The sequence below is a fragment of the Maritalea porphyrae genome (assembly GCF_027213965.1).
Lineage (GTDB): Bacteria > Pseudomonadota > Alphaproteobacteria > Rhizobiales > Devosiaceae > Maritalea > Maritalea porphyrae_A.
Genome location: NZ_JAPWGX010000006.1, coordinates 69,620 through 89,681, shown reverse-complemented (window position 1 = coordinate 89,681; position 20,062 = coordinate 69,620). Strand labels below are relative to the sequence as shown.

Genomic DNA, 20,062 nt, shown 5'->3' with positions numbered 1-20,062 from the left:
AATTGATTAACTGTAATTTATTGGGGTCCCCTTATGCTATTTGGCCGGGACCTGCATTTGGAGAGTTTGGTGTTGATTGGTTTGCGTCAATTTACAAAATTATCGTTGATCGTGTTGGCCATTGGCCTGCTTGGAGCCTGCACCACAGGGTTTGAAAGCAACCGGCACAATATACCTCTATCTTCTTTGACCAAAGCGCGGCTGAGCCAAATGGGCTCAAGCGAAAAGGCGCCCATGTTGGTTCGTATTTTCAAACGAGACAGCGAGTTGGAAGTGTGGAAAAAGGTTGAGAAAACTGGCAAGTTTGAGCACTTCCGTACCTATAAAATCTGCGCGTGGTCGGGCGATCTTGGTCCAAAAATCAAAGAGGGCGATCGTCAATCACCTGAAGGATTTTATGATGTAACCCCGGGTCTGATGAACCCACGCTCCAACTATTTCTTGGCGTTTAACCTTGGTTTTCCAAACAAATTTGATCGTGCGCATGGCCGCACCGGGTCAAATATTATGGTGCACGGCGATTGTTCTTCGCGCGGCTGCTATGCGATGACGGATGAACAGGTTGGCGAGATTTACGCTTTGGCACGGGAGACTTTTAAGGGCGGCAGCAAAAGCTTTCAGGTTCAAGTTTTTCCATTTCGCATGACGGCGGAAAACTTAGCTGAATTTAGCGACAGCAAGCATATGTCTTTCTGGCGTGATATCAAAGTAGGTTACGACCATTTTGAGTTGACCAAAGAACGCCCGAAGTGGGAAGTGTGCAATGGTCGATATGGCATCAATCGGGCAGGCGGTTGCGGCGCTTCAACATTGAACGCTGATATGAAAGCGGCCTATAGCCAAATGCAAACTGCAGATGCGGCTGCTTTTGAAGTTGCCATGGCCAACAAGGCTCAGTCGGAAAAAGATGCGGCCGCCGCAGCGCAGCGCAAAATTGAGGCGGCGCAAGCAGCTGAAGAGCGCAAAATTGCGGTGAATCAAACCACGAAGAAAGTGACGAGCTGGTTTGGTGGTTTGTTTGGTGCAGGTGAGCAGACTGAAGGTGGTGAAGACGCGAATGCGCCAGTGCCGCCGCCGCGGCAGTAGGCTTTAACATCGATTGACAGCTGATAAACGTGCGCTAGTGTCTTTGATATGAGTATTGAAGAGATTTTGCGCTGGTCCTCCTTGAAACATGAATTGGCTTTGGAAACTCAGCTTTTCGGTTTTCCATCAAAAAGGGTGCAAAATTGGCTACATCAGCAATTGAACTTCATCCATGACCCTGATTTTGCACGACTGTTTTCCGACAATATTGACCGTTTTGATGTTGAGCCAAGCGCCTACAATCATCGATTGATCGAAACTGAAGATGGCGCGATGCTGGCCGGCATTCGGTTTTATGGGCTGGACGTTGACCGACCCTTCGTTGACGTTATCGCGCATGAGTTTTCTGATCTTTATGCTTTGCGAAAACATGTCAAAGAGCATTGGTGTGTATTTGCGCCTCAATTTGTGCGCCTCACTGCTCCCGCGCATGAAATGCCAACTGCAGATGCAGTGCTAGATTGTTCCATTCATGGCGCTCAATATGCCCAAATGGCTGAGGCAACGGAACAGGTTTCTCTATCTCAAGATGCAGATGTGTGCGCCCTCAAAGAAATGATCGATGTGCGATATGAACGGGTGAAGCGGGATCACCCACAATTGCGGCGCAACACTAATGGCGCCGATTTGGATGATCTGACAAGTTGTCATGAGAACGGTGACCTCTATGTGGCGCATGTTGCACACCAGTCAGAGCCCATTGGTATGTTTTGCATTCGCGACAGTGCGATTGGCTGGCTGCAAGGCGATGAGGTGGTGGAAGAAGTGATTGTTTCTTCCGCGTCCGGACATGGATATGCCGCCCATATGCAAATGAGTTTGGCCACATTGCGGGCAAAACAAACACCAGAGCGGTTGATGATTGGTACCATCGATAGGTACAATCATGCATCACGAAAATCAGCAGAACGCGCGGGGCGACCTGAGATTATGCGACGGGTGTTTTTGCCGCTTTAGAGCTTTTTGATCCAATAGCCAACTGTTTTGGTTTCATCTAAAGCAGCGGTGTCGATCATTTCAAACCCCAGCTTTTCATGGAAGGCAACAGAGCCAGGGTTGGGTGGACAATGGTTGATTTCACAGCACACCATTTCTATGCCATCAGCTTTCGCCTTATCCATTAAATCAAGATAGAGCGTTCTGGCGTGGCCTTTGCCGCGCGCATGTTGCGCGGTGACGATCCTATCGACATAGGCAAAACTATCGTAGCGCTGTTTGAACCAAGAATAATTGATCCCATCATGGGGCGAATTGTGACTCATGGCGATCAGAAACGCGTCGAGTTCGCCGATGGTTTTGGTGAGATAAGAACGCTTGGTTAAGCGCTCAAGATCTGCGGTCTCAAGGAATGATGTTTCTTTGGCGTGAATGTTGTTGAGCGTTAAAACGCGATCAAATTGTTCAAATGATAGGGTCATTACTGCTCCTTAGAGCGGCCAAAAGACAAGAATGGCGGGCACGGACACTGCCACGATGATGATCTCAAGAGGCAATCCCATGCGCCAATAGTCGGAGAAAGAATAGCCGCCCGGCCCTAGAATGAGCATGTTGTTTTTGTGCCCGATAGGGGTGAGGAAGGCGCAACTTGCTGCAACGGCAACCGCCATCAAAAATGGGTCCGGATTGACCCCTAATTGGTTGGCGAGGCCAATGGCGATGGGGGCGGCAACAATGGCCGTGGCGGTATTGTTTAGAACATCTGAAAGGGTCATGGTGACGATCATGAGCAAGGTCAGCGCCATCCACGCAGGAAGACCTGCGGTGGCCGCAGCTAAACCATTGACGATCAGTTCTGTGCCGCCAGAGCTTTCAAGCGCCGCACCTAGGGGAATCATAGACCCCAATAAAACCACCACGGGCCATTCAATCGTGTCATAAAGTTCACGTAAGGGCACAATGTCGGTGAACACAAAGATTATGGCCACAACCGCCAAGGCGACGGGCAGGTATATCCAGCCAAAGCTGGCCGCAATCAGGGCTGCGGCAAAAACACCGATGGCGAGCCATGCGCGATCATATTGGGTGACAGGCAATTGCCGGTCGGCAAGGGGCAAAAAGCCCATGCGGCCGATAACATCTTCAACATTGTCTGGCGCACCTAAGAGCAGCAATATATCGCCGGGCTCTAGTTCTGTCTTGCGCACCTGGGTGCGTATGGCCTTGCCTTGGCGCGATATCCCTAACAGCGAAACACCATAGCGCGGCAATAGTTTTGATTGCATGGCCGTACGGCCCGCCAAACGGCTCTCACGTGTTACAACAGCCTCGGCCAAAACTACATCGCCCGACAAAGCGTTGTTTGTTGCGGTTTGGCCTTGGAATTTAAGGCCCAATGCGCCGACCAAAGCGTTTATGGCTTCAGGTGAAGCTTCAATGATCAAATGATCACCTGCTTTGATTTCTTCGTTCCGGGCCCGGCCGGCCAAACGCTTCCCACGTCGGGACAAGCCCAGCACATGGCAGTCGTTCTCTTCGGCGATGGCGTCGAGTTCTTTTACCTTTTGGCCGATCGCTTTGCTGTCATCGGCAACCACCAAATCCGCGATATAGCCTTCAAGTTCTGCCAATTCACTTGTGGCGTTTTTGCTGCGGGACTGTTCAGGGATCAACCGCCAGCCGATGGTGGCCACATAGGTGATGCCAACTACAGAGGCGATGATGCCAACAGGGGCAAAATCAAACATCTTGAACGGTTCGCCCAAGGTGGTCTCGCGGATTGAAGCGATAATGATATTTGGCGGTGTACCAATAAGGGTAACTAAGCCACCCAATATGGTAGCAAAAGACAAGGGCATTAGGGTTTGGCTGGGTGTGCGGCCCGCCTTTTGGGCGGCTTGAATATCTACAGGCATCAACATAGCCAACGCCGCTACGTTGTTCATAAAGGCGGACAGAATACCCCCAAGACCACCCATAATAGTGATATGCATGCCAATGGAGCGCGATTGATCAATTACTGAGCGGGTGATCAAATCTACTGCGCCTGAGTTTGTTAGGCCACGTGATACAATAAGCACCAATGCAACAATTATGGTGGCGGGGTGGCCAAAGCCGGAAAATGCCATTTGTGTTGGCACAAGCTGCAGCAGCAATGCAATAATAAGTGCGGTGAATGCGATGAGATCATAACGCCATCTGCCCCACAAGAGACCGACAAAGACCAAAAAGAAAAGGGAAAATAGGAGGATTTGGTCAAGGGTCATAAAGCGGAGAGCCTAGTTGAATTGGCGATTTGATTTTGTTTGATAATCGCAAATTCGTGGGCTGTCGACTAGGGGGTAAAACGGATTAGTTTTCTTTGTGTGGTTTGGGGTGAACGGGGAAATTTCTCCGAAATTGGGTTTGGGAGAAATGATGATGTCAGAATTTGTGAGCCTTGTGACCAGCATAAGGGATTGCACCCTTTGTGCCGCCCATTTGCCGCTTGGGCCCAGACCGGTGTTGCAAGTTGGCACAACAGCAAAAATATTGATTGCGGGGCAAGCGCCCGGTCGCATCGTGCATGAAACGGGCAAACCTTTTGACGACAAAAGCGGCGAACGGTTACGCAATTGGTTGGGGGTAACACCAGCCCAGTTCTATGATCCAAATATTTTTGCCATTGTGCCGATGGGGTTTTGTTTTCCCGGCACTGGTTCGTCCGGTGATCTGCCGCCCCGCCGTGAATGTGGTGCCACTTGGCATGATAACTTGTTTGAACAGCTGCCGCAGTTGGAATTGAAGATTATCATTGGCGCTTATGCGATGGATTATCATTTGGGTAATCGCCAGTCCAAAACGCTCACACAAACTGTTGAGCGCTGGCAAGAGTTCTTGCCAGACTACTTGCCCTTGCCGCATCCCAGTCCGCGCAACAATATTTGGTTGCGACGAAATGCTTGGTTTGAAACGGAAGTGGTGCCAAATTTGCAAGCGCGGGTGAAGGAACTGTTGGAATGAAAACCAAAAACCTGCCGCGTTGGAATAGTGGGCTGATCTATTTGACGAAGGGATGGCCGCTTGTTCATCAAGCCCTTCAGAAAATGTTGGTGTATCGTACCGCCACTTTGCCCCACTTTGAAAATGAACGGGCCATCAATTGGTTCGAAAGCCGATTGGCTGATGCAAAATGCTATTTAGAATTTGGCAGCGGAGGATCGACTTTTTTGGCGGCAAAGCGGGGCTTGCCTTTTGTCAGCAAAGAGAGTGATTTGCTTTTCTCGCTGAGCGTGCGTCAGACAGTTGAGCAGGCGGGATATCAAAACGCTAATCAGCATTACATTCATGCAGATATTGGGTTCACAGGGGATTGGGGTTATCCAAGCAAAGGGCGTGATTTATCTAAGAACCAAATCAAGCGTTTTGCGCAATATTCAGACCTGCCCCAAGGTGTAAGACCAGACTTCATTCTGATCGATGGGCGCTTTCGGGTCGCTTGCGCGCTGAAATGCGTTCAGGCCCTTGGGGATGAAATAGAATGGACCATGGTGGTTGACGACTACATAGATCGGCCCGAGTATCATGTCATTGAGCAATTCGCGCAGTTGCAAGAAATGGTTGGTCGTTTGGCGGTTTTTCAAAAGCGCGCAGCCGTACCGGCGGATGCATTGGCTCAAGTGTTAAGCGAATATCTTTTTGACTGTCGCTAGGCCCATTATGCAACGGGCGCACCGCTGAGGGCCGCGAGTATGGTTTTTAGGCAGGTTTTTTCAAAACAAAGAAAATAAAGCGTGGCTGTGTGGTTAGCTTCTCATAGGCATCTGGAAACTTCTCTTTGGCGGTTTCAAGCGGCATGGGCTCTTTTATGGTTTCAATTTGTAAGCCTGATGCGTTTATTTCTTCAATCATTTGCGTTAGCGGGCGACGCCAATAGCGCACGAGCATCGTTTCGCCATCAATTTTGCGTTTGTTTTCTATTGGTGCATGAGCAAAGTAGTTTTCACTTTCGACTTTTTCGATTTCAATGAACGGGTGAAGTGTTGAAAAAACAAGCCGCCCGCCAGGTTTTAAGAGCCGATGGAATTCGCTCAGCGGTGTTTTCCAGTCCTTTATGAAATGCAGCGCAAGTGCACATAAGATGCCGTCAAATTCAGCCTCTGCATATGGCAAAGGATTGGATAAATCCGCAATTTTAAATTGCATTTGATCGCCTAGAGCGTCTTTGGCAAATTGGAGCATTTTTGCACTAATATCGCATCCGGACACGCTTGCGCCCTTTGCCAAGAGGTCGGCGCTGTGTTTTCCCGCCCCGCAGCCAGCATCCAAAAGGTTCAGGCCATTTATATTCCCCATCAATTTAATAGATGTTGGGCGTTCATAAAGATCGTGCCATAGGCTAACTTTGTCGACGTCATAAAACTTGGCAAGTTGATTAAAGTCCGTGGCCGTCATTGGGTTCCCCTAGAACAAAAAAGCCGCCCGATAAATCGAGCGGCCTTTGATTTTTTAAACGTTACATACCGAACTAGGCAATTGCGCCGTGGCAGTGTTTGTACTTTTTGCCAGATCCACATGGGCACGCTTCATTGCGGCGCACCTTGCCCCAAGTTGAGGGATCTTCTGGATTGATCTGATCGGTTGCTGGAATAGCGTCATTTTCACCGGTGAAGGGGTCGATGTGCTGTTCCTGCATTGGGGGCATTTGTGGCTCTGGTGGGGCCACTTGCACTTGTACGTGGCTCAGTTGAGCGATCACTAATTCGCGCAAGCTGTCGAGCAATGTTTGGAATAGTTCATAGCCTTCTTGCTTATACTCATTAAGTGGGTCGCGCTGGGCAAGGCCACGCCAACCCACCACTTTTGACAGGTGATCAAGGGTGACCAAATGCTCGCGCCAAAGACCATCAATGGATTGCAGCAAAATCTGCTTTTCGATTTGGCGCATGATTTCGGGTGAATAGTCGGCTGCTTTTTTGGCTGCAGTTTCATCCGCCAATTTCACCAAACGCTCTGTTACCTGTTCGGCGTCGATGCCTTCTTCTTCAGACCATTCTTTGATCGGGGCATCTACATTGAGGTAAGTCTTGGCGGCTTCTGCCAATTGCTCATGTTTCCATTGCTCTGGGTAAGAGCGCTCGGGAATGGCTTTTTCAATGATGTCATGCACAACGTCTTCGCGCATTTCTTTGATGGCTTCGGCCACATTGGCATTGTCCATCAATTCAAGGCGTTGTTCAAAAATGACCTTACGTTGATCATTCATCACATCATCGTATTTGAGGATGTTTTTACGAATGTCGAAGTTGCGGGCTTCTACTTTTTGTTGGCTGCGCTCAAGGGCTTTTGTGACCCAAGGGTGGGCAATGGCTTCGCCATCTTCAAGGCCCAATTTTACCAACATGCCTTCCATGCGTTCTGGCGCAAAAATGCGCATCAGATCGTCTTGCAAAGACAGGTAAAACTTGGAGCGACCCGGATCACCCTGACGGCCAGAACGGCCACGCAATTGATTGTCGATCCGGCGAGATTCGTGCCGTTCGGTGCCGATCACATAAAGGCCACCAGCGGCGAGCGCTTCTTGCTTGCGGGTTTCAATTTCAGCTTCGATTTGCTTGATTTTGGCGTCGCGCACTTCACCTTCAAGGTCACCGCATTCGTTTTCAACGCGCATTTCTAAGTTGCCGCCAAGCTGAATGTCAGTGCCGCGGCCCGCCATGTTGGTGGCGATGGTCACTGCGCCGGGCATGCCTGCGTCTGCGATGATTTGCGCTTCTTGTTCGTGATGACGGGCGTTGAGAACTTTGATGTCCTTGGCGCCTTTTTTCTTGAGCAAGTCAGCCAAGAACTCAGATTTTTCGATCGATGTGGTGCCGACCAAAACCGGTTGCTTGCGCTTTTGGCATTCAAGAACTTCGTCGGCGATGGCGGTGAATTTTTCTTCCACCGTGCGGTAAACTTCGTCTTCCTCGTCAATCCGCGACAAATCTTTGTTGGTTGGGATTGAAATAACGTCCAACTTATAAATGTCGGCAAATTCTTCAGCTTCGGTTGCCGCGGTGCCGGTCATGCCGGCAAGCTTATTGTAAAGACGGAAGTAGTTTTGGAACGTGATCGAAGCTAGCGTTTGGTTCTCTGGCTGAATTTTTGCGCCTTCTTTAGCTTCTAGAGCTTGGTGCAAACCTTCAGAAAAACGACGGCCCGGCATCATACGGCCAGTGAATTCGTCGATGATGACAACTTCATCATCGCGCACGATATAGTCTTTGTCACGCGTGAAGAGTTTGTGCGCCCGAAGGGCTGAATTGAGGTGATGAACGATAGAAACGTTCTCAATGTCAAAAAGGCTTTCGCCTTTAATCAGATCGGCTACTTTTAGGATGGTCTCAAATTTTTCGATCCCATCATCAGTGAAAGAGGCAGAGCGTTGTTTTTCGTCCAGTTCAAAGTCTTCGTCGGCCAAGTGCTTCATCAGTGCGTCAATTTGCACATAGAGATCAGAGCGATCTTCAGAAGGACCTGAAATAATCAAAGGCGTACGCGCCTCATCGATCAAAATTGAATCGACCTCATCCACGATGGCGAAGTGGTGGCCGCGCTGCACCATTTGTTCTTTAGAGAACTTCATGTTGTCGCGCAGATAATCAAAGCCAAATTCGTTGTTGGTGCCATAGGTCACATCCGCTGCATAGGCGGCGCGGCGTTGATCGTCGGATAGGCCGTGAACGATGATGCCAGTGGTCAGGCCGAGGAAACTATAGACTTGGCTCATCCATTGCGCATCGCGGCTGGCCAAGTAGTCGTTCACGGTCACCACATGCACACCGTTTCCGGTTAGCGCGTTCAAGTAAACGGCCAAAGTGGCCACAAGGGTTTTACCCTCACCGGTGCGCATTTCAGCAATGGCGTTATCGTTGAGCACCATGCCACCGATCAGCTGAACATCGAAATGGCGCATGCCCATCGCGCGCTTTGCAGCTTCGCGTACTGTGGCAAAAGCGGGTACCAAAAGATCTTCTATTTTGGTGCCATTTTGGTGCTGGGCTTTAAACTCATTTGTCCGGGCTTGTAGTTGCTCGTCCGTCAGTGCCGCGAGCTCAGGCTCTAGCGCGTTAATTTTTTCAACGATCGGGCGATATTTTTTTACTTGGCGGTCATTTGAAGAGCCAAAGATTTTTCGTGCTAGCGCGGCGAGTGCCATATGAGCGGTCCCATTTTGTTGCCAATTCGCCTTATTTTCGGCGCATCAGCGGAAAATTCTGTGCGAGAACGTGATGATCGATGGGCATAAGGGCCTATTTTTTATCTATTCAAGCGTTGGGAGATGTAAGTGCGGTGAAGTGTCTTGTCAACGCCTGCCAAATCACGCAAACCTCAAATAAATATGTTCGCCACCTATCCGCCGTTTTTAAGGCGGCGGGTGCCCAAAAGAAAAAGAAAGTCTGATAATGCTGAAAAATGACCTGAAACGCCAAAATGGTTTTCGAAAATTCTTGCTCGGCGGGGCAGTTGCTTTTGGCATGTTGAGCGCCCCTGCGGTCTTTGCACAAGAGATTTTGGGCCCGGATGTGGTGATTGCTGTTGTGGGTGGCGAAAATATCACCCAAGCAGAATTAAGCTATGCGCTTGAAGATATGGGCGAAGAAATTACGCAAATCCCGGTGAATGAGCGCCGCGACTTTTTGGTGCAGATGCTGGTGGATATGAAAGTCATGGCCCAAGCTGCGCGCAAGGCTGGCATGGCGGACACAACTACATTTGCAAGCCGCAAAACCTATTTGGAAGATCGGGCGTTGCGCCGGGCCTATTTGCAGGATGTGATGGCCACAGAGGTCAGCCAAGATGAGCTGAAAGCGGCTTATGATGATGCATTCAAGAACTTTGAAGGCAAAGACATGTACCACGCGCGCCACATTTTATTGGCTTCAGAAGATGATGCCAAACTGGTTGTTGTTGAGTTGGACAATGGTCGCGATTTTGCTGAAGTCGCTAAAGAAAAATCCACAGGCCCATCCGGTCCACAAGGGGGCGACCTTGGCTACTTCAGCGAAGGGGACATGGTGCCAGAGTTTTTTGAAGCGACCCGTGCGTTGGAAGTTGGTGCGCATTCGGGCCCAGTTCAATCGCAATTTGGCTGGCACGTGATCAAACTTGAAGATCGTCGTCCGTCCACGCCACCAACGTTTGAACAGGTTTTACCCCAAATCCGCCAGCGTGTTATGGTTGGCAAGTTCGAGAAGTTGGTTGAGGACCTTAAAGCGGGTTCAAATATTCAAATCATGAATGTGGGCAACTAATATGGCTAAAGTGACGGCTGTGTCGCCACTGGCGCCAGAGAGTTTTCCAGGGCTAGCGAAGGTCGAGGGGGCGGAATTATTTACCGCTTCTATTGGCGAGGGCTATCATGGGCGCGCTAACTTATTTGTGGCGCGCATGGTGCCTGGCACCACAGTTGCCGGGGTTCTAACCAAAAGCAAGTGTCCTTCCGCCCCCATTGATTGGTGCAAACAAAACCTTGTTGCCGGCTCTGCCCGCGCCTTGGTGGTTAATGCGGGCAATGCCAATGCCTTTGTGGGCAAAGTTGGCGCGCAAACTGTGCAAAAAACCGCAGATGCTGCGGCTGAATTGTTGCATTGTGAACCTGGTGAAGTGTTTATTTCCTCGACCGGGGTAATTGGTGAACCGCTGGATGCCAAGCCGCTTGTGGCTGCGCTAGCGCAATCGCTAAAACAAAGCGCAGACTATGAAGCTGCGGCCAATACCATTCGCACAACGGACACTTTTGCCAAAGGCGCTGGTGCTTCTTTTGATCTTGATGGGGTGGACGTTTGTATTTCGGGCATTGCAAAGGGATCAGGGATGATTGCGCCGAATATGGCGACCATGCTGTCTTATATTTTTACCGATGTTCCAATTGCTGCAAATGTTTTGCAAGCGATTTTGGTTGAAGGCAACGCAAAAAGCTTCAACGCCATAACAGTGGATAGTGATACCTCCACCTCAGACACCTGTTTGGTTTTTGCAACGGGTGCCGCAAAGGGGCGCGGACTTGAGCCGATCACAAGTTTGGATGACCCACGTTGCACGGATTTCTCTCAAGCGTTGCACGCCGTTTTGCATGACCTTGCGCTGCAAATTATCCGCGATGGTGAAGGGGCAACCAAATTGATGGTGGTCAAAGTGGTTGGCGCAACTTCGGATCAAAGTGCTGATGTTATTGCGCGTTCAATTGCCAATTCACCATTGGTGAAAACAGCGCTTGCGGGTGAAGATGCAAACTGGGGTCGCGTGGTCGCAGCGGTTGGCAAAGCAGGTGAGCCAGCTGATCGCGATAAGTTGCAAATACGGTTTGGTGATTTGGTGGTGGCAAAAGAGGGCTACCGCTCGCCGGATTATTCTGAAGCGGTGGCCAGCCAATATATGAAAAATCAAGAGATCGAAATTGGTGTTGATTTGGGCTTGGGCGCGGGTGAAGCGACCATTTATGGCTGTGATTTGACGCATGGTTATGTGTCGATCAATGGGGACTACCGTAGCTAGGCCAGAGCAAGTTGGGGGGCCAAGATGAAAATCACGATTGAGGCGATCGTAAGGGCAGACATTGAGACTGTTTGGTCATGTTGGAATAGTCCGGACGACATTGTGAACTGGAATGCAGCGTCTGATGATTGGCACACAACTACTGCAAGTGTCGATTTACGGGTTGGCGGTCAAACTTCCTCTCGCATGGAAGCCAAAGATGGCAGCATGGGTTTTGACTTTGTTGGCACGTTCACCACCATTTTTGAGCATGAGCTTATTGAATTTAAATTGGAAGACGGTCGGACCGTTCGGGTGCAATTTAAGGGCTCAGATGGATTTGTGAAAATCACAGAAACATTTGATGCAGAAGATGAAATTGAAATGCAGCGCGCGGGTTGGCAAGCTATTTTGAACCGATTTGCCGCCTATACCGAAGAAAAACTCAAATAATCTGCAATCGAAAGAATATGTTTTGACAGATCAAAAACCGGTTTTGTTGGTGGTCGCTTGCGCTTTGGTGGATGCGGATCGGCGTGTGCTTATTGCGCAACGGCCCCAAAACAAGAGCATGGGCGGCTTGTGGGAATTCCCTGGGGGCAAGGTCGAGGCGAATGAAAGCCCGGAAGAAGCGATCATTCGTGAGTTGAAGGAAGAGTTGGATATCGACACCCAACAGGCTTGCCTTGCGCCGCTCTCATTCGCGTCTTTTTCTTATGAGAAATTTCACCTTCTGATGCCACTTTATGTATGCCGGAAATGGCAGGGGACCCCCAACGCGCTTGAGCATTTAGCGCTGAAGTGGGTCAAGCCGCAGCGTTTGCGCGATTACCCAATGCCCCCGGCAGACGAACCGCTGGTCGCCCATTTGTGCGATCTGCTCTAAGTATGAAGCGATGCCAAGGCAGGGAACTGACCCATGAAGATCCAACTCAAAGCTTTTCTGCACAATGATAGTGGGGCAACAGCCATCGAGTACGGTCTGATCGCTGCTGTTGTGGCGGTGGTGGTTATTGCGTCTTTTAATGGACTTGGGGATGCGCTGAATGACTTGTTCAATGGGAACGAGAAAAGCATCATCGGGGCGATGAGCAACGCGAATAAATCCTGAGGGCTTTTGGCTCTATTTATCTTTTTCAAGCACGTCTTTGAGTGAGACTTTTGCGCTACCCGGTGCAAGAGGTTTTTGTTGGCTTTCGTGGGGTGCCCATGCAGAAAGCCAGATGAATTCCAGTGTGGCGGGCACGCGGCCATCGTCATTCTGATGGTCTTCAATATAGTGGCCGATGACTTTGCCCAACAGTTTTCTCGTGGTGGCTTTTTGAGGCACCTCAATCATGGGGTTTGTGGCCCCAAAGGCTCTAAGTTCGCTCATCAGCGCGAGGGGATGTTCGTAGCGCACCGTATGGTGTTCCAGGTCCGCGACAGGCAAGGCAAAGCCCGCGCGTTGCAATAGGGCGCCCGCATCGCGAATGTCTATGAATGGCGCCACACGCAAGAATGCTCCCCCAGAGACTTCTTCGTCCGCCTTTAGCCAAACAGCGCGAAGTTCCTTTAGCGTTTCGCCACCAAGGGCGGCTCCCATAAACAAACCATCGGGTTTGAGGTGGTTGCGGATTTGGCTGAGAAAACCGGGTACGTCATTGATGGTTTGCAGGTCCATCAGCGAAATGATCAGATCATATCGATCGGCAGAGGGCGTGAATTGTTCAACATTTAGGTGCTGAATATCCTTAGCGGGCAGCAGAGTGGTTGCTGTTTCAAACTGGATCGGGTCCGATGCTGTGTGCCCCTTGTCCAACAAATATTCTTGAGAGGGCGCGACGAATAACGCTTTTTCGAATTTGCGGGTGATGGTGGCCAACCGGCTTTGGAGTTCACCATGCACCAATTCAGCGATGAAATGGTCATCAGCAAAGCCCCGGCGTTTCAATCGTGTTTGAATTCGGCTACGATTAAAAATCACGGGTGGCTGCATGGTGTGGCTCCAAATTTACTTTGAGCATTTTTATGACGACGATGGGCAACAACAAATGGGTTGCGCAAGCCAAATCACTAAAATTGAGCGCTCAGTCGGGCGCGATCAAATGGCGCGACCGGGCTTTGGATATGCTTTTTCCACCCTGCTGTCTAGCGTGTGATGCCCCCATTGTTGCAGCGGATGGGTTGTGCGCGCCTTGTTGGGGCAAGTTGCGGTTTATCTCTAAACCCTATTGCCCGGTTTTGGGGATTCCGTTTGCGGCAGATCTTGGGGCTGGGGTTTTGAGCGCTGAGGCCATTGCGCAGCCGCCCACATTCGCCCGGGCCAGGGCTGCGGTGATCTATGATGATTTGGCGCGCCAATTGGTATCCCAATTCAAATATGGAGATCGTTTGGAGTTGGCGAAATTTTGTGCCCAGTTGATGTATATTGCGGGCGAAGATTTTTGGGCGTCTTCTTGTGTGTTTGTGCCCGTACCGTTGCATTGGCGGCGCAGGTTGTCGCGGCGGTATAACCAAAGCCAATTGCTTGCGGACCAATTGGGGCAACTGACGGGGTTTGAGGTGCGATCGGACTGGGTGGAACGTAAGCGCTTTACCCGGCAGCAGGTGGGGTTGAGTTCAAAAGATCGCGAGCAGAACGTGCGGGGCGCATTTGTGGTTGCCGACCAATTTTTGGAACAATATCAAGGGCAACACATTGTAATTGTTGATGATGTTGTAACTACAGGGGCCACGGTTGAGGCAATTGCGCGTAGCTTTAAAGCAAAATATCGCGACAAGGTGAACGTCTTGAGCTTTGCACGGGTTGTCACAGGGCCTATTGGTGCAATATAGAAACTGGTCCCACTTGATCAACTAGGAGCAATTTGTGCCCACGATCGAAATCTATACCACACCCACTTGCCCATATTGTCTGGCTGCTAAAGCATTACTTGATAAAAAGGGCGTTGCTTACACAGAAATGACTGTCATCGGCGATCCTGCTAAACGCCAAGAAATGCTTGAGCGCGCAAACGGCAGCCACACTGTGCCGCAAATCTTTATTGACGGCCAGCATATTGGCGGGTTTGACGATATGAATGCCTTGGACCGACGGGGCAAACTTGACCCGTTGCTTAAACGCGCTGCGAGCTAAAATGCTGCTTGGCGCCTTTCAAATGTGCTCTTCAATGGATGCGACAGAAAACCTGCGCGCCATTGAGGGCGCTTGCGCAAAGGCGCATGAACAAGGCGTAACCTATCTGCAGGTGCCAGAAATGGCGGTGATGTTTGCAGAAAACCATGATGGCCTTCAACGCTTTGTTGCCAATGGCCTTGATGTGGCGCTCGCCCAACTTGGTGAAATGGCCAAAACCTATCAGCTATATTTGCACGTTGGTTCGGTTGCAGTTGGCAGTGATAGCGGTAAATGCTTGAACCGGGCTTTTTTGTTTGCTCCTGACGGCACCCAAAAAGCCTATTACGACAAAATCCATCTATTTGATGCGGATGTTGCAGGCGATGCACCTTACCGCGAAAGCAAGAATTTTGATGCGGGTGAGCGCGCTGTAGTGGCGGATGTTGCCGGTGTCGGGCTTGGCATGGCGATTTGTTATGATGTGCGCTTCCCCCAATTGTTTGCCACGTTGCGCCAAGCTGGCGCACAAATTCTGACCGTACCCGCGGCCTTTACTGCACCCACAGGCAAAGCCCATTGGGAAAGCTTGTTGCGGGCGCGGGCGATTGAAACAGGATGCTATTTGGTTGCGGCAGCGCAAGGGGGCGATCACGCCAATGGGCGCAAAACCTATGGCCATTCGATGATTATTGACCCTTGGGGCAAAATTGTTGCCACTTGCGGAGATGGGGGCAATGGGTTAATTGTCGCCCCGTTCGACGCTGAACAGGTCAAAGAGGCGCGATCTCGCATACCGACACTTGCCAATCAACGGCATTTTTCGCTAAGCGTTAACCATAATGCGGCACAATGACAACGATGAAACATAAGGGTGTCCTTTCGTGATCCAGTATTCGCTTAGCTGCGCAAACGAACATAAGTTCGAAGCTTGGTTTAAAAATGCCGATGCCTATGACGTGCAAGCAAGTCAGGGTGTTTTGGAGTGCCCAGTTTGTGGTTCAGCCGATGTCAACAAAGCCTTGATGGCACCCGCTGTTGGCAAAAAATCAAACCAAAAAGTTGCCTTGTCTGCCGGTCATCCTGAGCAAAAAGCTTTGCGTGACGCTATGAACAAGTTGCGCAACAAAGTGGTCAGCGAAGCGGAATATGTGGGTGATCGGTTTGCCGAAGAGGCGCGCAAAATTCACCTTGAAGAAAGCGAGAGCCGTGGCATTTACGGTGAAGCAACGTCCGAAGAAGTAAGCTCTTTGGTTGAAGAGGGTGTTGATTTTTTGCCCTTGCCCGCGGCCCCTGAAGACCATAACTAGCGTTTAATTTCAGCGCTTTAGATGATTAAACCGCCAGCTTCGCTCGGCGGTTTTTTTGTATTTGTCTTTGGCGTTGACATTTATGTAAGTTTTGACTTACGGTAAGTTATGGCTTACCAAGAAATCTTCTCAGCATTGGCAGACCCAACCAGGCGACAGATTTTTGAACATCTGCGCGACCAGCCCAAAACGGTTGGCGAGTTGGCAAAGGGGCAGACCGTGTCGCGCCCGGCGGTGTCGCAACATTTGCGGGTATTGCAAGATGCGCATTTGGTAAGCGTTCAGCCGCAGGGCAACCGCCGTTTGTATTCGATCAAACGTGAAGGCCTGAAAGAATTACGCGATTATCTCGACTGCTTTTGGTCGGATGCTTTTTCTGCTTATCGGGCAGAAATCGCAAAGGTTATGGATGAAAAGGGAAAAGAATAATGTTGGAACCACTTGTTAAAACAATAGATGTGCCTTGCGATCAAGCCACAGCATTTGATGTTTTTATCAACAAAATGGACAGTTGGTGGCCGTTGGGCAAATTCACTTTGTCCGCCATGAAAGGCGAACCGGCCACCGGTATTCGCGTTGATGCGCGGCCAGATGGGCAAATTGTTGAATTGGGTGCAGGTGGGGTTGAAACCCTTTGGGGCACGATCAAAGAATATAATCCCAACGATTTCCTATCAATGGATTTTCACATTCCTGCCCCCGGTCACGAAGAAGTGGGCGAGCGCACCTTGGTTGAAGTGCGGTTCACATCGCTTGGGGACAATTCGACACGGCTTGAATTGACCCAAAGCAATTGGGAAGCCTTGGGCGATATGGCTGAAATGGTGCACGGCGGTTACGGCCATGGCTGGACCATGATCCTAGAAGGCGGCTATTTGGCTTCGTTTTCGGGTTAAATTGCGCAAAGAACAGGGAGGCAGCGGCGATTTGGTCGCTGTCAGTTTGTGAATTGATCTAACTCATTTGCTTCTGCCACCGACGGGTGCACCCTTTGTTGATGGAGGTTAGCATGGCGCAAGGTTGGAAAAAGGAAATTGATGACCTTTTAGGTCGCGAAGCGGAAAACGGCGGTCCGCACTGGTCTCGCACAGATGGCGATATTCATGCACCGGCGGGTTTTTGCACGATTGACGTCTTAACGGCGTTGGGTGGCATGGGGGCCCGTGCTGACGCACACAGCCAGCTCCAAACGGCGCTTGATTTTGTTAGAACCTTTCGAAATGACGATGGGTCGTTCAGCTACAACAAACGTAAAACCCATTTACCATGCATGACCGCGAGAATTCTTGCGGCATTTGGGTGGCTTCACGCGCCGATAGATGAAGAGCTGGAAGCAAGCTATCAACATTTGATCGACTTACAATGGGGCGATGGCGGATGGCGTTGCGCAACGGCCAAACTCGGCAAATCTGCAGCAACAGACGCCAGTAATCCAGGCACAACTCTATTTGTTTTGGACGCGTTTCGTTTTCGGAAAAACAATGCATCGGTGCAAAAGAGCCTTAACCGCGCGGCCCTCTTTTTGCTGGATCATTGGGAAAGCCGCTTGCCTTTGGGGCCTTGCGAGTTCGGTTTAGGTTCGCGTTTCTTAAAGGTTGAATACCCGTTTCGCCGCTACACGTTGTTTTATTATGTGTTCGTCTTGGCCCATTACAAGTGTGTTCATAAAGACAAACGCTTTTTGGCCGCGTTAGATGAGTTGGCAACACATGTTCAAGGTGAAGAGATCATTCTTGATGTCGTTCACAAGGCTTGGCGTGAATATACGCCGTTCGCCAAAGACAAACCGAGCGCATTGGCGGCCCAATATTGGAAAGAGATTGCTCGACAGATGGGTGGTCCCGCCTAACCTTTTAACTTCTGTGCCAACAACATGTAATTCACGCTCAAGTCTTTTGAGCGTTTCCATTTGTCTTCTAGGGGCGAATAGGAAACGCCGGAGCGCTCCATGATTTGCATGTTATTGCGTTTTAGAATGGAGGTGATTTCTTCCGGCGTTACAAATTTGTCGTATGTGTGGGTGCCTTTAGGCAGCCAACGCAGCACGTGTTCTGCACCAACGATGGCAAGGGCATAGGCCTTAAAGGTGCGGTTGATGGTGGCGACAAACATGATGCCGCCGGGTTTAACGAGGGCGGCGCAACTTTCAAGATAAAGTTGGATGTCGTTGACGTGCTCGATGACTTCCATGTTCAAGACCACATCAAATTGCTCGCCTTGTTCCGCTAGGGCTTCGGATGTGGTGGCGCGATAATCAATATCCAACCCAACGCGCTCGGCATGATTTTGAGCAATTTTAATGTTCTTCTCGCCTGCATCCGCGCCCACAACGGTTGCGCCCAGGCGCTTCATGGGTTCACACAGCAAGCCGCCGCCACAGCCAATGTCAAGGAACCGCAGGCCTGCAAAGGGTTCGCGGGCCGTTTCGTCTAAATTGAAATGGCTGATCACGGCGTTTCTAATGTAAGCTAGGCGCACTGGATTGAATTTATGCAGCGGTTGAAATTTGCCTTTCGGGTCCCACCATTCGTCGGCCATAGCGGTGAAGCGTTCAACTTCTGCGGCTTCAATTGTGGTTGCTGACATGTTTTTATCCTTAAATCGGTAGCGGCCAGATTAGGTGAAACCAAGACCAGTTGGTTCAAACTCGACTTGCATTATACGCCAATAACACCCTAACAGATCAGGTGAGATATTGTCTCAGTCAAGCACAATGTTGGCTTTTTGTTGATTGAATTGCTGGTTTATGGCAATGGTCCGCCCGCGACAACTTTAAAGTGCACCCTATTTAACCTGTGGCAGTAAACGTCAGACAGGGCAAAAAATCAGGAACGTTTTTAATGGCAACCATCGTGATGAAGTTTGGCGGCACCTCTGTCGCTGATATTGAACGGATCAGGCATGCGGCCCGACATGTCAAACGTGAAGTTGATCTTGGCAACAAGGTTTGTGTTGTTGTGTCTGCCATGTCTGGCAAGACCAACGAGCTTGTTGGCTACGCCCGCGCCGCAGCAACATTGCATGATGCGCGCGAATATGACGCTGTTGTGGCCTCTGGTGAGCAAGTCACCGCTGGGTTGATGGCGATCGTTCTGCAAGACGCTGGTGTGCCCGCGCGCTCTTTTGCGGGTTGGCAAGTGCCGATTGAAACAAATGATGCGCATGGCGCCGCGCGGATTACCAATATTGAGCCAGACCTTTTGCAAGAGCGCATGGATGAAGGCGTTGTTTGTGTGGTCACGGGTTTCCAAGGCATCTCGCCACAAAACCGGATTACGACGCTTGGGCGGGGTGGATCTGACACAAGTGCGGTGGCGGTTGCTGCAGCGGTCAAAGCGGATCGGTGTGATATTTATACGGATGTGGATGGGGTCTATACAACGGACCCGCGCATTGTGCCAAAAGCCAGACGGCTTGAAAGAATTAGTTTTGAAGAGATGCTTGAAATGGCATCATTGGGCGCGAAAGTTTTGCAAACGCGTTCTGTCGAATTGGCCATGGCGAAAAAAGTTCGGCTGGTGGTGCGTTCGAGTTTTGATGACCCTGAAACAGTGCCTGCTTTGAATGCAGATGGGTCTTGGAATGGTCCTGGAACGTTGGTTTGTGATGAGGATGAAATTATGGAAAAGCAAATCGTATCTGGTGTGACATGCGCGCGCTCAGAAGCCAAAATCACACTGCGCGGCGTGAAGGATAATCCTGGCGTGGCGGCAGACGTATTTGGCCCATTGGCCGATGCTCAGATTGTGGTGGACATGATCGTGCAGAATATTTCTGACGATGGCCGCGAGACCGATATTACCTTCACCGTGCCAGACACTGAGTACGAAAAGAGCCTTAATGTGCTCAAAGAAGCGGGCAAGTCTACGCTCGAATATGATTCGATTTCTGGCTCAAAAGGCTCTGCAAAGATCTCTGTGGTGGGTGTTGGCATGCGTTCGCACGCTGGTGTTGCCGCTTCAATGTTTAAGGCTTTGTCCGATAAAGGCATTAATATTCAACTGATTACGACTTCTGAGATCAAAACTTCAGTATTGATTGATGAAGAATATGCTGAACTTGCAGTTCGGGCGTTGCATACTTACTACGGACTTGATGTAGAAGAGGCCTAATCGGGTTAACCGAAGACGGCACA

23 protein-coding genes are annotated in these 20,062 nt (G+C 50.2%); 17 read left to right on the top strand and 6 right to left on the bottom strand.

Translation table 11 applies throughout. The features are described from left to right. The first annotated feature begins 33 nt into the window (after positions 1-33). The gene (locus O4H47_RS16250; protein WP_269395064.1) at positions 34-1,086 is read left to right on the top strand and encodes a L,D-transpeptidase family protein; all 1,053 of its coding nucleotides are present in this window, start codon (positions 34-36) and stop codon (positions 1,084-1,086) included. A gap of 48 nt (positions 1,087-1,134) precedes the next feature. Further along, entirely contained in the window at positions 1,135-2,043 is a 909-nt protein-coding gene (locus tag O4H47_RS16245) for a hypothetical protein (RefSeq protein ID WP_269395063.1), read from the top strand. Here O4H47_RS16245 and O4H47_RS16240 read toward each other — a convergent pair. Both O4H47_RS16240 and O4H47_RS16235 read right to left on the bottom strand, forming a co-directional pair. Then, on the bottom strand, positions 2,040-2,504 hold the full coding sequence (locus tag O4H47_RS16240) for a GNAT family N-acetyltransferase (RefSeq protein ID WP_269395062.1): 465 nt from the start codon (positions 2,502-2,504) through the stop codon (positions 2,040-2,042). The genes O4H47_RS16245 and O4H47_RS16240 overlap by 4 nt on opposite strands. Before the next feature lie 9 nt (positions 2,505-2,513). Then, entirely contained in the window at positions 2,514-4,289 is a 1,776-nt protein-coding gene (locus O4H47_RS16235; protein ID WP_269395061.1) for an SLC13 family permease, read from the bottom strand. Positions 4,290-4,443: 154 nt separating this feature from the next. Here O4H47_RS16235 and O4H47_RS16230 point away from each other — a divergent pair, with 154 nt between their 5' ends. Together O4H47_RS16230 and O4H47_RS16225 are read left to right on the top strand one after the other, a co-directional pair. Beyond that, positions 4,444-5,025 carry a uracil-DNA glycosylase family protein gene (locus O4H47_RS16230; protein WP_269395060.1) on the top strand — a complete coding sequence of 194 codons (582 nt, stop codon included), beginning with the start codon at positions 4,444-4,446 and terminating at the stop codon, positions 5,023-5,025. Beyond that, positions 5,022-5,714 (top strand): hypothetical protein, encoded by a 693-nt coding sequence (locus tag O4H47_RS16225; RefSeq protein WP_269395059.1) that lies wholly within the window; start codon positions 5,022-5,024, stop codon positions 5,712-5,714. The genes O4H47_RS16230 and O4H47_RS16225 overlap by 4 nt, the downstream gene beginning before the upstream one ends. A 46-nt stretch (positions 5,715-5,760) precedes the next feature. On the opposite strand, the gene O4H47_RS16220 is transcribed toward O4H47_RS16225, so the two are convergent. Both O4H47_RS16220 and secA read right to left on the bottom strand, forming a co-directional pair. Beyond that, the gene (locus O4H47_RS16220; RefSeq protein WP_269395058.1) at positions 5,761-6,456 is read right to left on the bottom strand and encodes a class I SAM-dependent methyltransferase; all 696 of its coding nucleotides are present in this window, start codon (positions 6,454-6,456) and stop codon (positions 5,761-5,763) included. Between the two features lie 73 nt (positions 6,457-6,529). Beyond that, positions 6,530-9,202 carry a preprotein translocase subunit SecA gene (gene secA / locus O4H47_RS16215; protein ID WP_269395057.1) on the bottom strand — a complete coding sequence of 891 codons (2,673 nt, stop codon included), beginning with the start codon at positions 9,200-9,202 and terminating at the stop codon, positions 6,530-6,532. A gap of 247 nt (positions 9,203-9,449) precedes the next feature. Here secA and O4H47_RS16210 point away from each other — a divergent pair, with 247 nt between their 5' ends. The 5 genes from O4H47_RS16210 to O4H47_RS16190 are packed head-to-tail and all read left to right on the top strand — an operon-like array spanning position 9,450 to position 12,631. Further along, entirely contained in the window at positions 9,450-10,298 is an 849-nt protein-coding gene (locus O4H47_RS16210) for a peptidylprolyl isomerase (protein WP_269395056.1), read from the top strand. 1 nt (position 10,299) lies between these two features. Next, positions 10,300-11,541, top strand: a complete 1,242-nt coding sequence (gene argJ, locus O4H47_RS16205; RefSeq protein WP_269395055.1) for a bifunctional glutamate N-acetyltransferase/amino-acid acetyltransferase ArgJ — start codon at positions 10,300-10,302, stop codon at positions 11,539-11,541. A gap of 24 nt (positions 11,542-11,565) precedes the next feature. Further along, entirely contained in the window at positions 11,566-11,973 is a 408-nt protein-coding gene (locus tag O4H47_RS16200) for an SRPBCC domain-containing protein (RefSeq protein ID WP_269395054.1), read from the top strand. Between the two features lie 22 nt (positions 11,974-11,995). Further along, entirely contained in the window at positions 11,996-12,406 is a 411-nt protein-coding gene (locus O4H47_RS16195; RefSeq protein ID WP_269395053.1) for a (deoxy)nucleoside triphosphate pyrophosphohydrolase, read from the top strand. Between the two features lie 33 nt (positions 12,407-12,439). Further along, the gene (locus O4H47_RS16190; protein WP_269395052.1) at positions 12,440-12,631 is read left to right on the top strand and encodes a Flp family type IVb pilin; all 192 of its coding nucleotides are present in this window, start codon (positions 12,440-12,442) and stop codon (positions 12,629-12,631) included. A gap of 12 nt (positions 12,632-12,643) precedes the next feature. Here O4H47_RS16190 and O4H47_RS16185 read toward each other — a convergent pair whose 3' ends face one another. Continuing rightward, positions 12,644-13,498 carry a methyltransferase domain-containing protein gene (locus O4H47_RS16185; protein WP_269395051.1) on the bottom strand — a complete coding sequence of 285 codons (855 nt, stop codon included), beginning with the start codon at positions 13,496-13,498 and terminating at the stop codon, positions 12,644-12,646. Between the two features lie 32 nt (positions 13,499-13,530). On the opposite strand from O4H47_RS16185, the gene O4H47_RS16180 reads away from it, so the two are divergent. The 7 genes from O4H47_RS16180 (at position 13,531) to O4H47_RS16150 (ending at position 17,776) form a co-directional block, all read left to right on the top strand. Next, positions 13,531-14,337, top strand: coding sequence for a ComF family protein (locus O4H47_RS16180; protein ID WP_269395050.1), 807 nt, complete (start codon positions 13,531-13,533; stop codon positions 14,335-14,337). Positions 14,338-14,371: 34 nt separating this feature from the next. Next, positions 14,372-14,638, top strand: coding sequence for a glutaredoxin 3 (grxC, locus tag O4H47_RS16175; RefSeq protein ID WP_269395049.1), 267 nt, complete (start codon positions 14,372-14,374; stop codon positions 14,636-14,638). Position 14,639: 1 nt separating this feature from the next. Then, entirely contained in the window at positions 14,640-15,473 is an 834-nt protein-coding gene (locus tag O4H47_RS16170) for a carbon-nitrogen hydrolase family protein (protein WP_269395048.1), read from the top strand. A gap of 28 nt (positions 15,474-15,501) precedes the next feature. Next, positions 15,502-15,927, top strand: coding sequence for a DUF1178 family protein (locus O4H47_RS16165; protein ID WP_269395047.1), 426 nt, complete (start codon positions 15,502-15,504; stop codon positions 15,925-15,927). A gap of 108 nt (positions 15,928-16,035) precedes the next feature. Next, positions 16,036-16,356 (top strand): ArsR/SmtB family transcription factor, encoded by a 321-nt coding sequence (locus O4H47_RS16160; RefSeq protein WP_269395046.1) that lies wholly within the window; start codon positions 16,036-16,038, stop codon positions 16,354-16,356. Further along, on the top strand, positions 16,356-16,823 hold the full coding sequence (locus O4H47_RS16155; RefSeq protein WP_269395045.1) for an SRPBCC domain-containing protein: 468 nt from the start codon (positions 16,356-16,358) through the stop codon (positions 16,821-16,823). Before O4H47_RS16160 ends, O4H47_RS16155 begins: the two co-directional genes overlap by 1 nt. A gap of 113 nt (positions 16,824-16,936) precedes the next feature. Further along, positions 16,937-17,776 (top strand): hypothetical protein, encoded by an 840-nt coding sequence (locus tag O4H47_RS16150; RefSeq protein ID WP_269395044.1) that lies wholly within the window; start codon positions 16,937-16,939, stop codon positions 17,774-17,776. On the opposite strand, the gene ubiG is transcribed toward O4H47_RS16150, so the two are convergent. Next, complete coding sequence (ubiG, locus tag O4H47_RS16145) at positions 17,773-18,513, bottom strand: bifunctional 2-polyprenyl-6-hydroxyphenol methylase/3-demethylubiquinol 3-O-methyltransferase UbiG (RefSeq protein WP_269395043.1); 741 nt, start codon at positions 18,511-18,513, stop codon at positions 17,773-17,775. The two genes, O4H47_RS16150 and ubiG, sit on opposite strands and share 4 nt — an antisense overlap. A gap of 254 nt (positions 18,514-18,767) precedes the next feature. Between ubiG and O4H47_RS16140 the strand changes: the two genes are divergently transcribed. After that, complete coding sequence (locus O4H47_RS16140) at positions 18,768-20,039, top strand: aspartate kinase (RefSeq protein WP_269395042.1); 1,272 nt, start codon at positions 18,768-18,770, stop codon at positions 20,037-20,039. Positions 20,040-20,062 lie beyond the last annotated feature (23 nt).

What these genes read in the sequence shown, in the direction of transcription:
- O4H47_RS16250 (WP_269395064.1), top strand. Translation starts at nt 34, where the DNA reads ATGCTATTTGGCCGGGACCTGCATTTGGAGAGTTTGGTGTTGATTGGT.
- O4H47_RS16245 (WP_269395063.1), top strand. Translation starts at nt 1,135, where the DNA reads ATGAGTATTGAAGAGATTTTGCGCTGGTCCTCCTTGAAACATGAATTG.
- O4H47_RS16240 (WP_269395062.1), bottom strand. Translation starts at nt 2,504, where the DNA reads ATGACCCTATCATTTGAACAATTTGATCGCGTTTTAACGCTCAACAAC.
- O4H47_RS16235 (WP_269395061.1), bottom strand. Translation starts at nt 4,289, where the DNA reads ATGACCCTTGACCAAATCCTCCTATTTTCCCTTTTCTTTTTGGTCTTT.
- O4H47_RS16230 (WP_269395060.1), top strand. Translation starts at nt 4,444, where the DNA reads ATGTCAGAATTTGTGAGCCTTGTGACCAGCATAAGGGATTGCACCCTT.
- O4H47_RS16225 (WP_269395059.1), top strand. Translation starts at nt 5,022, where the DNA reads ATGAAAACCAAAAACCTGCCGCGTTGGAATAGTGGGCTGATCTATTTG.
- O4H47_RS16220 (WP_269395058.1), bottom strand. Translation starts at nt 6,456, where the DNA reads ATGACGGCCACGGACTTTAATCAACTTGCCAAGTTTTATGACGTCGAC.
- secA (WP_269395057.1), bottom strand. Translation starts at nt 9,202, where the DNA reads ATGGCACTCGCCGCGCTAGCACGAAAAATCTTTGGCTCTTCAAATGAC.
- O4H47_RS16210 (WP_269395056.1), top strand. Translation starts at nt 9,450, where the DNA reads ATGCTGAAAAATGACCTGAAACGCCAAAATGGTTTTCGAAAATTCTTG.
- argJ (WP_269395055.1), top strand. Translation starts at nt 10,300, where the DNA reads ATGGCTAAAGTGACGGCTGTGTCGCCACTGGCGCCAGAGAGTTTTCCA.
- O4H47_RS16200 (WP_269395054.1), top strand. Translation starts at nt 11,566, where the DNA reads ATGAAAATCACGATTGAGGCGATCGTAAGGGCAGACATTGAGACTGTT.
- O4H47_RS16190 (WP_269395052.1), top strand. Translation starts at nt 12,440, where the DNA reads ATGAAGATCCAACTCAAAGCTTTTCTGCACAATGATAGTGGGGCAACA.
- O4H47_RS16185 (WP_269395051.1), bottom strand. Translation starts at nt 13,498, where the DNA reads ATGCAGCCACCCGTGATTTTTAATCGTAGCCGAATTCAAACACGATTG.
- O4H47_RS16180 (WP_269395050.1), top strand. Translation starts at nt 13,531, where the DNA reads ATGACGACGATGGGCAACAACAAATGGGTTGCGCAAGCCAAATCACTA.
- O4H47_RS16170 (WP_269395048.1), top strand. Translation starts at nt 14,640, where the DNA reads ATGCTGCTTGGCGCCTTTCAAATGTGCTCTTCAATGGATGCGACAGAA.
- O4H47_RS16160 (WP_269395046.1), top strand. Translation starts at nt 16,036, where the DNA reads ATGGCTTACCAAGAAATCTTCTCAGCATTGGCAGACCCAACCAGGCGA.
- O4H47_RS16155 (WP_269395045.1), top strand. Translation starts at nt 16,356, where the DNA reads ATGTTGGAACCACTTGTTAAAACAATAGATGTGCCTTGCGATCAAGCC.
- O4H47_RS16150 (WP_269395044.1), top strand. Translation starts at nt 16,937, where the DNA reads ATGGCGCAAGGTTGGAAAAAGGAAATTGATGACCTTTTAGGTCGCGAA.
- ubiG (WP_269395043.1), bottom strand. Translation starts at nt 18,513, where the DNA reads ATGTCAGCAACCACAATTGAAGCCGCAGAAGTTGAACGCTTCACCGCT.
- O4H47_RS16140 (WP_269395042.1), top strand. Translation starts at nt 18,768, where the DNA reads ATGGCAACCATCGTGATGAAGTTTGGCGGCACCTCTGTCGCTGATATT.